The organism is Corynebacterium sp. MSK074 (assembly GCF_030229735.1).
Lineage (GTDB): Bacteria > Actinomycetota > Actinomycetes > Mycobacteriales > Mycobacteriaceae > Corynebacterium.
Map to the genome: position 1 here is coordinate 1 of NZ_JASPIX010000029.1, position 1,306 is coordinate 1,306.

Genomic DNA, 1,306 nt, shown 5'->3' on the forward strand with positions numbered 1-1,306 from the left:
TTGAAGCGTCCTGGGTTTAGTTCCTACCTCAGCTAAGGAAGGATTGAACTATGCCTAGAAAGTATTCCGTCGAGTTCAAGGAGAAGGCGGTCCATCAGATCATCGAAATGGTCCGCCTGGAGTCTTGCTCACTGCAACGCGCCTACACGGAGGTCGGTGAGCTGCTTGGAGTATCTCACCACACGTTGCGGGCCTGGTACCGTGACAGCGCCTCAGTACGCGATAATTCTGACGCTTCAGGCGGCGAAACAATGGAAGAAGAACTCAGGCGTCTGCGCCGCGAAAACCGCGAACTGAAACGAGCAAACGGGATTCTTAAAACTGCTTCGGCTTTTTTCGCAGCGGAACTCGACCGACCCACGACCAAATGATCTCCTACATCGACGCGTACAAAGATCAATTTGGGGTCGAGGCCATCTGCCGAGTCCTTAAACAAGCAGATCGTGGATTCATTACTTCACGCGGCTACCGCAAAGCCACCACACGTGTTCCCAGCGCAAGAGCCTTAAGCGATAGCCTGCTCATCCCAGAGATACAGCGTGTGCATGCGGAGAATTTCTCGGTCTACGGCATCCGCAAAATGTGGCACGCGATGAACCGCGAAGGCTTTCATATTGGTCGCGACAAGACCGCACGTCTGATGAAACTTGCAGGTGTTTCTGGCCGCAGACGTGGGCGAACCCCAATAACAACGGTAAGCCCGAAGACACCGGATCATCGCCCGGACCTAGTGCGCCGAAACTTCCGTGCGCAGGCACCAGGCAGGCTTTGGGTTGCCGACATTACCTACGTTCGCACCCTGTCAGGATTCGCCTACACCGCGTTTGTCGTGGATGTCTTCAGCCGAAAAATTGTTGGTGTTGCTACACGCTCGACAATGCGCACCGATGCGCTGCCCATGGAGGCATTGGAACATGCGTTAACGACTGCAGGACGAATCCATGGAAACCAACTAATTCACCACAGCGATCGGGGCAGCCAGTACGTGTCACTGAAGTATTCCACCGCGCTAGCTGAGTCAGGAATCCGCCCGAGTGTGGGAACAATCGGCGATTCTTACGACAATGCACTAGCCGAAACAGTCAACGGTCTCTACAAGGCGGAACTGATTCATGCCCAGGGCCCGTGGACGTCGGTCGGAGAAGTCGAACTGGCCACCTTGCGGTGGGTGCATTGGTGGAACACTAAGCGACTTCACGAAGCATTGGACTACGCCACCCCACAGGAAGTAGAAACCGAGTACTATCTCACCCAGCCCATCAACACAGGGCCGTAAAAGAAGCGGAACTAAACCCAGGACGCTTCA

The 1,306-nt window shown here is 54.7% G+C and carries 1 protein-coding gene; it reads left to right on the forward strand.

The features are described from left to right. Nucleotides 1-50: 50 nt before the first annotated feature. A protein-coding gene (locus tag QP965_RS11405) for an IS3 family transposase (protein WP_100619247.1) occupies nucleotides 51-1,276 on the forward strand; the annotation gives its coding sequence in 2 pieces (ribosomal slippage) (nucleotides 51-330 and nucleotides 330-1,276; 1,227 coding nt in all). The last annotated feature ends 30 nt before the right edge of the window (nucleotides 1,277-1,306 follow it).